General features: G+C 42.7%; 9 protein-coding genes and 2 pseudogenes. 7 read left to right on the plus strand and 4 right to left on the minus strand.

Going from position 1 to position 9,104, the window contains the following annotated elements; genetic code table 11:
* Positions 1–59: 59 nt before the first annotated feature.
* From CEX98_RS03975 to CEX98_RS03995, 5 genes are all read left to right on the plus strand, one after another.
* Positions 60–776, plus strand: coding sequence for an aspartate/glutamate racemase family protein (locus CEX98_RS03975; protein ID WP_099640827.1), 717 nt, complete (start codon positions 60–62; stop codon positions 774–776).
* Positions 777–875: 99 nt separating this feature from the next.
* Positions 876–1,100 (plus strand): DUF4177 domain-containing protein, encoded by a 225-nt coding sequence (locus CEX98_RS03980; protein WP_010369821.1) that lies wholly within the window; start codon positions 876–878, stop codon positions 1,098–1,100.
* Positions 1,093–1,317 (plus strand): membrane protein insertion efficiency factor YidD, encoded by a 225-nt coding sequence (gene yidD, locus CEX98_RS03985; RefSeq protein ID WP_099640828.1) that lies wholly within the window; start codon positions 1,093–1,095, stop codon positions 1,315–1,317. Before CEX98_RS03980 ends, yidD begins: the two co-directional genes overlap by 8 nt.
* A gap of 9 nt (positions 1,318–1,326) precedes the next feature.
* A complete protein-coding gene (locus CEX98_RS03990; RefSeq protein WP_099640829.1) occupies positions 1,327–1,713 on the plus strand; it encodes a hypothetical protein in 387 nt (128 codons plus the stop codon).
* On the plus strand, positions 1,676–2,449 hold the full coding sequence (locus tag CEX98_RS03995) for a M48 family metallopeptidase (protein ID WP_099640830.1): 774 nt from the start codon (positions 1,676–1,678) through the stop codon (positions 2,447–2,449). The genes CEX98_RS03990 and CEX98_RS03995 overlap by 38 nt, the downstream gene beginning before the upstream one ends.
* 216 nt (positions 2,450–2,665) lie before the next feature.
* On the opposite strand, the gene CEX98_RS04000 is transcribed toward CEX98_RS03995, so the two are convergent.
* Both CEX98_RS04000 and CEX98_RS04005 read right to left on the minus strand, forming a co-directional pair.
* The gene (locus tag CEX98_RS04000) at positions 2,666–4,864 is read right to left on the minus strand and encodes a tetratricopeptide repeat protein (RefSeq protein ID WP_099640831.1); all 2,199 of its coding nucleotides are present in this window, start codon (positions 4,862–4,864) and stop codon (positions 2,666–2,668) included.
* A gap of 60 nt (positions 4,865–4,924) precedes the next feature.
* Positions 4,925–5,446 carry a hypothetical protein gene (locus CEX98_RS04005; protein WP_099640832.1) on the minus strand — a complete coding sequence of 174 codons (522 nt, stop codon included), beginning with the start codon at positions 5,444–5,446 and terminating at the stop codon, positions 4,925–4,927.
* Between the two features lie 203 nt (positions 5,447–5,649).
* Here CEX98_RS04005 and CEX98_RS04010 point away from each other — a divergent pair, with 203 nt between their 5' ends.
* The gene (locus tag CEX98_RS04010) at positions 5,650–6,300 is read left to right on the plus strand and encodes a serine hydrolase domain-containing protein (protein ID WP_099640833.1); all 651 of its coding nucleotides are present in this window, start codon (positions 5,650–5,652) and stop codon (positions 6,298–6,300) included.
* Positions 6,301–6,535: 235 nt separating this feature from the next.
* Positions 6,536–7,360 carry a hypothetical protein gene (locus CEX98_RS04015; protein WP_099640834.1) on the plus strand — a complete coding sequence of 275 codons (825 nt, stop codon included), beginning with the start codon at positions 6,536–6,538 and terminating at the stop codon, positions 7,358–7,360.
* 76 nt (positions 7,361–7,436) lie between these two features.
* Here CEX98_RS04015 and CEX98_RS04020 read toward each other — a convergent pair.
* Both CEX98_RS04020 and CEX98_RS04025 read right to left on the minus strand, forming a co-directional pair.
* Positions 7,437–8,590: pseudogene (locus tag CEX98_RS04020) on the minus strand (iron-containing alcohol dehydrogenase).
* A 260-nt stretch (positions 8,591–8,850) separates the two neighbouring features.
* Positions 8,851–9,104, minus strand: a pseudogene (locus CEX98_RS04025) (hypothetical protein); the annotation flags it as partial.

Genomic DNA, 9,104 nt, shown 5'->3' on the forward strand with positions numbered 1-9,104 from the left:
TGAACAAGCCTATAAAGCTACACTATATTGGGATTGAGGCAAATACAGAGGACATGGCAATGAAACAACTTGGACTAATCGGTGGTATGAGTTGGGAGTCGACACAAAGCTACTATCGGCTTATCAATCAAACCGTAAAGAATAAACTTGGAGGCCTGCACAGCGCTCAACTATGCTTGTTTAGTGTTGACTTTGCCGAAGTTGCCAAACTCCAAGCTGTTGGCGACTGGAACACCATGAGTGAAATTTTAGGTGATGCTGCGACTTCCCTAAGGCTCGCAGGTTCAGACGCTATCGTTATCTGCACCAACACCATGCACAAAGTAGCCGAAGAAATTAGCGCCACTTCGGGCCTGCCTGTACTTCATATTGCAGATGCAACCGCTACGCAGCTCAAACAAGATAAGGTTAACCGCGTCGCACTACTAGGCACTGAATTTACAATGCAACAAGAGTTTTATAAAGCCAGACTGCAAAACCTCCATAATATTGAAGTGGTCACACCTAATAGCGAACAACAAGCTATAATTCACACTATTATTTATAGTGAGCTGTGTCGCGGCGAAATAAAAGCAAATTCAAGAACGGCCTATTTAAGCATCATCGACTCCCTTCACCAGCAAGGCGCGGAAGGTGTGATCTTAGGCTGTACCGAAATCGGTTTACTCGTTCAGCAAACGCATACAGCGGTGCCACTATACGACACCACCGCTCTGCATGCCAAAGCTGTTGTCGACTGGTCACTTGGTTTGTCGTCTTGCTTTCTTTATGCCTGATATCAAACTTGCCTTAAAAACTGTAATTAGCGCTTGTCGCTATAATTTGGCTACTATAAAATAAAGTTTCTTTAATTCTAATTAAATCAGGGATGTATTATGACTCAATACGACGAATATAAAGTTATCCACGTAGTTGAAGGTGGCTGTGGCACACTTTTACTTGGCTCTAGCGGGTTACCATTAAAAAAGCTAGAAGCAACCCTTAATATGGAAGCTCAAGACGGCTGGCAGCTTGTTTTCCAAGTTATCGAAAACAAACGCTTTATGCTTTTTTGGAGCCGTGAAGCCGTGATCTTAACGCTTGGGCGTAAGCGTGCTTAAACGATTTGCACTTTCTGCCATTCGCCGCTATCAAGCGAATGGTGGAGCAAAAGCACACTTCAATCTAAGCTGTAATTTTACCCCATCATGTTCTGAATACACGTATCAAGCAATCGAGAAATATGGCGTTTTCAAGGGGGCGCGCATTGGTTTTTCTCGTATTCGCCGCTGTAATGACCCCGATTGTATTGAGGTTAAGTCAGATCCTCTACCCTAGGAGTTCCACATGGATGAAATAGCACTAAGAGAACACGAAGAAACGCTCAGGAAGCAAGTTGCTCAACTCAGTCCTGAAGCACGAAAACAATATTATCAGCTTGAAGAGCAGCTTGTTAAAGACCCAGATACTTATGCCGTGCTAAATTACTTCTTTGCAGCTGGTTTGCATCACTTTTATCTTGGTAAAACCACACGCGGTGCTATTAATTTGGTGCTCATGCTGGTCGGACTCGCACTGATCCTTTATTACGGTTGGATACTGTTGATCTTAGTATGCTTGATTGAATTACCTCAATTATTCAATAGCCAAAAAATAGTCAGAAAATACAACATTGACGTAATGCGAGAAGTACTCGATGAGCTCCAAGATACACAGCAAAATCAGACAGTCTAAACAAACGCAGTGGCTCTGGATTATAGCGGCCACTGTAGTGGTCGTTTTATTTAGTGGTTACCAATTTTATACTAAAGGTGTGCCATTTCTAGCTGAGGAAATCTCAGCTTCATTACCCAAACAAATCTACCAAGTTATCGATGAAGGCAGCCTGGATGAACTAGATAACTCGGAGTTTTCTGAATCAAACCTCAGTGAGATAAAACAGCAGGAAATACGCGCGTTGTTCGTCTCATTGCTTGGTGCTGATACCCACGCTGAACGAGATTTTAAGCTTGAATTTAGGCAATGGAAAGATAGGCCAAACGCGATGGCATTGACCAACGGCACCATAGTGATCACCGACAGTATGGTAAAACTTGCCACAACCCAACCAGAGCTCAGCGCCGTGTTACTTCATGAAATTGGCCATGTGGAACATAACCACGTTATGGAGTCACTCGTTAGTTCTTCTATTGTGTTTGTGAGCCTAAGTGTTGTGCTTGGGGATATTTCTGCACTCTCAGACATCATGATGCAAGGTGCCATATTGGGCATTAATCAAAGTTACTCTCAGCAAGCAGAGTTGGAGGCTGACCGTTATGCTCACCAAGCACTCACCAAGTTATACGGAAATGGCAGCGCCATGGTCACCATATTTGAAAAGTTAGCAAGCGAAACCGATGAGCCGCATAGTTGGTTGAGCTCGCATCCTAGTTTTGAACAACGGATAGAAAAAATAAAGCAAAGCCCCTAAGTTTGACTGTGTTTATTTAACCTGAACCCGGAATAAAAATAAGTTAATCAACTAAAATGCATAAGCTCAAACATGCAATATCACGCAAGCTAGAAGCTATTTTTTAATACAAGGCAAATTTGTGCGTCAATAGCTTATCTATTGCAAACAAATTGACTGAGGTAGTAAGGGGTAGCAGCCACTAGAGAACAAGGAGTGGTGCCGAGTTCAGGTGATTTACTCCGATTCTGATTGCAGTGAACGCGCACTTACTTTGTCGACATTTTTAGCTATAGAAAAGCGAAATTTTGCGCCCCCTAATTGAGACGCCTCACAATGTATTTCGCCGCCGAGCAATTGCACCACTAAGTTAAATACAATATTTAGCCCAAGACCAACACTGCCGGCATGACGCATTGATGTGTAAAACGGCTCAAATATCTTGTTGCGAATATCAGCCTCTACCCCGACCCCATTGTCCTCTATTACCACTTCAAAATACGTGTCATATTCATGAAATGCAGCGTGAATGATAAGGGCTGTTTTAGGCTTAGCATGCTGTATGGCATTACTAAGTAATAGCTCTAACACTTGCATTAGTGGATCAAGATATGTTGCTACCTCTCCGTCTTGATTCACGCAAAGCTCAATATTGTCAGGCTCGCCATTATTAGATTTAGCACATCTAAAAGCGGTTTCTACCAATTCTCCAAATGGGGCTTTAGCCACTTCGGTTTCCGTGCCAGAAACAGACACTCGCTTAAACTGTTGCACTAACCCAATAGCCCGCTCCACCCCTTTGAGCACAATATCTTTTCCAGACGTGATCCCGTCAAGTCCTGACTGTAGATTACTTTTCGTCAACGACTGCGAAGCAATTTTGTCTTTGAGCTGTGCAAGCTCTGCCTCTAAATGCGTTATTGCTGTCATCGCTGTACCTAAAGGAGTGTTTATTTCGTGGGCAAGGCCTGCAACCAAAGCACCCAACGCCGCCATTTTTTCGGCTTCTACCAAACTTTGTTGGGTGACCTTTAGTTTATCTAGTGTTTCAACTAAATCATGCGTTCTTTGCTTAACACGCATCTCCAATTCGGTGTTCAAAACCACTAAGTCTGCTTCCTGTTGCTTTAAAATAGTAATGTCGTGCTGGATCCCTGCGACTTTTTTTGGCGCGCCGACTTCGTCCGTCTCTACAACCTTCCCTTTGTCTTGAACCCAAGCCCACTCACCTGCCTTATTTTTAACTCGGTAGGACACTTCGAATGCATCCTCTTGATTTGACTTTACGGCTTCCAGTTGCGCTATTAATCTGTCGAAGTCTTCTTCATGGACGAATGATCTATATGCTTCCCAAGAAGGGTCAACTTGTCCTTCAGGGAGTGCATCTAGTCGCCCTGCATTTTCTCTGGAAATGATTTTATTTTTTACATCCCAACTCCACAATACATCACCACTGGCCCACAGCGCCAAGCTAAGTTTTTGCTCCTTTTCAGCAATAGCTGCATGGCTTCGCGATAACAATGCCAATTCGCGCTTGTGTACTCTGCGGCTGTAAAAGTAACCAACGAGAGCAACTAAGGTTAAAACACCTAAAATCATTAAATTACGATTTGCAATTTTATGCTTGAGCTTCGACTCAGTAAGCTGTGCCTGTTGCTTTAAGAAGGATAAATGCCGTTGTGTTTCTTGGATTTGATTTTGTACAATCAACATCTCGATGCGCTGTTGGCTATTGGCATCAAAGAGGCTATCTCGGCTCGCTTGATAGCGCTTTTGCATTTCAAACGCGGACTTATAATTATTAAGTTCTGCATACATTTGTGAGAGTGATTCATAGGCATTGAGCAAAACCACATTCTTTTGTGATTGCTGAGCATAGTCAATCGCTTCCATGTATAACGTTTCGGCTTTTTTGTACTGCTCCTGTGCAAACGCTAAATTTGCTTGCTCCGTTAACCCTTCAGCAAGCCGAGTAACACTATTCCTCCTGCGATAGGTATACATGGCGTCGGTTAAAAAGCGTTCAGCATCTTGGTAGCGAGACTCAGCAAGTGCTATGCGACCTAAATATAGATTCGTTGCACCAAGCAACATTGGGTTATCTAGCTTTGTTGCTAATTCTTGAGCTTTGTGCAAGTAGAGTTTGGCACTTTTAAAGTCTCCGCTGAGCCGGTAAGTCTCGCCAAGGTTGTTGTATGAATAAACCATTCCACGCTCGTACCCAAGCTCTTCTTTGAGTGCAAGAGAGCGTTTGTGCATCTCTATGGCTTCATCATAGCGACCCAAATCTTTATATATTGTTGCGGTGTTATTTAAGACTGTCGCTTGGCCTCGCTTAGATCCATACTTCAACTGCCCCTCTACAGCCTGAAGTCTATAATGCAGCGCATTATCGAAATCTCCCACTGCACGAAATGTTGAACCAATCCGGTCCAATGCACGAATTTCACCAAGTTGATCTCCGACTTGCTGGTACTGAGCGTGCGCTTCTTGATATCACTTGTACGAAATAGAATAAAGTGCCTGATCATTGTGAATATCGCCAATTAGTACGGAGATAACCGGCAATTCATTCATATCTTTACGACTTTCAACCAACGCATACGCTGCCATTGCATCTTCAAGCGCAAGCTTGAATTTTGACTGCTCCATATAAAAGTATGCACGCTGCTTTAATGCTTCCCCTTGAAGCTCCAAATATGACCGTAACCGAGACTGGCTTACCGCTCGATTCATAAACTCTAATGCATCTTGCTTTCGCCCTACATACTTAAAAGCAACTCCTTTCCATAAATCTAACTCTACACTGGTTTTAGAATGTGGGTCTCGCTCAGCGCTTGGGTCTATTTGCTCTATTAATGCTAACGCCCCCCTCGCATCTGTTTGGGCATGCTGCTTTAAATACTCATTTAGCAAGATGATTTGTTGTTCACCTTCCGCAGACAGAATTTCCTCTTTTGAAGCTGGTGCCGCTAACGCAAAGGCACTGATAAAAAAAAGGAGTAAAAGTATAGGCATACAAAACCAGCTTTTAACTACCGTATATTTACGAAGTATAGATGCAAATAATTAAATGCTCGAACTTAAATTTAGGTACATACTTGTTTGAATAACAAGGATAAATAACTGAACTTTATAGATGGTTAAACATAAGAAAAACCCAACCATTACTAATTAACATGGCTGTCCGTGAAAATTAATATGCCTGTCCGCATAGGCCTTTGAGTGCTTCAGGTAAGTATCAAGAAGTTAACTTTACGAGTCAGTATGGATACAAAACCAACGAAGTTTATGTGTATTCAAATATAGCAACGGCATTGGCTGCCTATGCATTAGAGGTGAAGTCACAACAGCCATTTACGTTGTTAGCTCAAAATTATATATTCACTCCGCTTTCAATGCTAAATAGTCACTGGGGAGTTGGCAAAACCGCAGGAAATGTTGCTACTCGCTTTGTTTATTCTACCGATGACGAACAACTCTTTGCCATGCCAGATTATGGGGCTATCACATACCCTGATGGGTCGGCTATTTCGACTGCAAATGATCTTGCTATATATCTTATTGCAAGTATGAATGGAGGCAAAGTTGATGGACAACAGCGCCTTTCAAAGGACGCAGTTGAGGATATGCTCAGCCCTCAAACAGACGTTCCCGTGCCAAGTAGAGATATCGGTTATTTTTGGGAGCTAGATGGCAACTGGATTCATCATGATGGTTCAGACCCAGGCGTAATGTCACAAATGATTGGTGATATAGAAACAAAAAATGGCGTCATTCTACTTAGCAATGGTGATGACAATCATGAACCACACAGTGAAGCCTTTGTGATGATTCAGCAACTTGCTTTGCAGCTAGCTAACTCAAAGTAGGTAAGCATTATGCTATGCAGCCGAACAGAGGTGATACGCCAAGTTCGGCTGTTACTCAATAACGCAATGTATCGATTAATTCAGTCAAACTCAAACCACAATTTTAATAATTCTTTAACAATCCTAAAATACGATGATCGAGACTAAGCTTTTTGGATTGACCGCAAATACAAAAGCAACCCAAAAGAGTGATAGTCAATCAAAATAGATGTATTAATTAATAAGGATTATTTCTATGAAGCTTCATTCAATCGCCGCAATTGTTAGCATGACTTTATGTAGTGCAACGTTTTCTGTTGGCGCTACAGAACAAGAAGAAAAAACAGCCACTATCGGTGAGCAAATTTTAGATAAAGTAAAAAGCAAATTACTCTCGGGCTTCGGCTCATTATTGGCAGACGCGGTGTTTGGTTCTGGCGGGCCACAATACGTTATGCTAAGCGAAGAGAGTCTTCAAGCCATCCAAGAGCGTGTGAGAGAGGAAATTGTACGCGACGCTGAGTTCGACTTTATCTCTGAATTTAGAAGTGTTGAGGCAAGTCTAAAACACTACGGAGATACGGTAAGATACAAAGGCGAAGACGCGGTTTTATTAGGTGGATTATTGCTAAAGGCCAATGACTTAATTAATCATCGCGCTTTAAACAGCCGCTATAACGATGACTTCTTCTATTTAGCAGATACCTATGCGCTTGCAGCTTCAGTTGTTGTGGCTGTATATACCGAACGCCACCTTGCAGGACAGGTGCCTAAGTCTACAGTGGTGACGGCGGCAAGAACTTTGGCTGATCAACTGAGCAATATGCTTACCAAGAAAAAACAGGCGGATTTACCACTTCGCAGCGGCTGTGAAGCACCCGACCCATATTCGCAAATTGTTGAGTATAAATGTTGGTTAAAAGATCCATACGGCAATTATTTAGCCTCTTATGTGGTAGAACCACAATATCCTGATGATGCACAGTACTGGGAGCGTAAAAAAGCGCAAGCTGAAGCAGAGTATAAACAAACCAAGTTTGACAAAATCCAAGCAGTCATCGACCAGCTAAGAAGCCTCTAGTAGGAAAATATACTAAGATGGTCAACATAACTTGACCATCTTATACCAGAAAGTAGCGTTATTCGTTGAATAAAATTTATAGCGCTAGCATTAAAATTTCTTTGGCCTTTGCTAGGTCAATATCACCATGTTCGCCGAGCGCTGTCATACCATTTTTTTCTAGGTTGGCGACGGCTTCATGTACAGCTTTTTCATTAAGTCCGTAATCAGACAAACGGGTTTTGACTGCCATAGCTTCAAAAAAATCTTGCACGGCTTTAATCGTTTGATCAATTAATACCGCTTTATCCTCTGAGTGCAAGCCAAATACACGTTCACCTAGCTGCTGAATTTTCTCGGCCTTTTTCTCTCTTTGCACGTACATTACTGCTGGTAATACAATCGCCAGCGTTTGCGCGTGATCAAGGTTGTACAGTGCAGTCAACTCATGGCCTATCATATGCGTTGACCAATCCTGCGGAACGCCTTGTCCAATGAGGCCATTTAGCGCCATAGTCGCAGACCACATCACATTTGCTCTGACGTCATAATTTTCAGGCTCGCTCAGCGCCTTAGGGCCTTCGCTGATCAGAGTATGTAAAATGCCCTCAGCAAACCTGTCTTGCAATGGTGCGTTTACAGGGTAAGTCAAATATTGTTCAATAACATGCACAAACGCATCAACAACACCATTGCTTACTTGTCGAGGTGGCAACGAGTAAGTGTATTCTGGGTCAAGTACCGCAAACTGAGGCTGTACGGTTGGTGATGAGAACGCGCGCTTTTGTGAAGTCGCCTTTTTCGTAACCACAGAATTGCCGTTGCTCTCGGAGCCCGTCGCCGGTAAAGTAAGCACAGCCCCAATTGGTAATGGATTAGTAAAGCTTGCACCTTTCACCAAAATATCCCAAGGCTCACCGTCAAAATTGTACGCCGCAGCGACAAACTTCGCACCATCAATCACACTGCCGCCGCCAACAGCAAGAATGAAGTTCACCTTATTTTGCTTTGCAGTTTCAACTGCTTGCATTAGTGTCTCGTATGTTGGGTTGGGTTCAACGCCCGCAAACTCTATAACCTCAACATCCGCCAGCGCACTCATCGCTTGGTCGTAAACTCCGTTCTTTTTAATCGATCCACCACCGTATAATAGTAATACTTCGCTTGTTGTGGCAGTCTTGATGTTACTTCGCTCATTTGGCCTTTACCAAAGAGGATTTCTGTTTGGTTCTTAAATACAAAATTAAGCATGGTTAATTCCTCATTTGTTTATATTCGGTAGATATGATTACATTGCCAAATCAATTAGCGGCGCGTGTCCTGCGGGTATAAATACCGCATCAAATTTGCCTAGGCCCGCACTCGCTAAAACTAGCCGTATCATTTATATCTGGCAGGCTAGCAATAAATTTTTTGATGCTTTGAAATTGTTCTTCGTCACTATCAAAATAATCAACAGAGAGCGACTTTTGGTCCACCCCTGCCACATTACCCCTTGGAGATGCCAATACCTATTTGTGATCAGCATCGGCTAAGCTTTTAGCAAGAGCACCAAATTCATTCAAATAATACTCCGTCTCTATGACTTCACCATTCGCCAGTAATAAAGTGCGCTCACTAAAGAGTAAAACTAACACCCTACCTTCATCTGCATAGGCTGAATAAACTACGAAAGACTTGCCAATAACGATGACACCCACAGTAAATTCCGCAGATGCTTTTAATCTCTTCACCTCATACCTGCTCAGTGTTATTAGCGGTGACA

This window comes from Pseudoalteromonas piscicida (genome assembly GCF_002744175.1).
Taxonomy (GTDB): Bacteria; Pseudomonadota; Gammaproteobacteria; order Enterobacterales; family Alteromonadaceae; genus Pseudoalteromonas; species Pseudoalteromonas piscicida_B.